The following is a 245-nucleotide window of genomic DNA, read 5'->3' as shown; positions in this document are numbered from 1 at the left end:
CCCGCAGGGTCCAGTGATGTGACTTTGTCTGTGGTGCCGTAGGCGATGGGGCCCGCGGCCGCCGGAGCAGACGAGGAGCCCCCGCCGGAGGGGCCCGTGCATGCCGTCAAGGCGAATGCGGAGATGCCCGCCAGCGCGATAGCGCCATGCAGGGCCTTCTTGTTCAGTGCCATCTGGTGAACCTTCTGTTCGATGGATTCGATGCTCCGCCGTGGGATATTTGTGACGGAGCACACTCTTAGTGC

General features: G+C 64.1%; 1 pseudogene. It reads right to left on the bottom strand.

The features are described from left to right. A pseudogene (locus tag ACPYOG_RS20295) lies at positions 1 to 236 on the bottom strand (ABC transporter substrate-binding protein); the annotation flags it as partial. Between the last annotated feature and the right edge of the window lie 9 nt (positions 237 to 245).

It is taken from the genome of Leifsonia sp. HAY1-4F (assembly GCF_056755275.1).
This window is presented reverse-complemented; position numbering and strand designations above follow the sequence as displayed.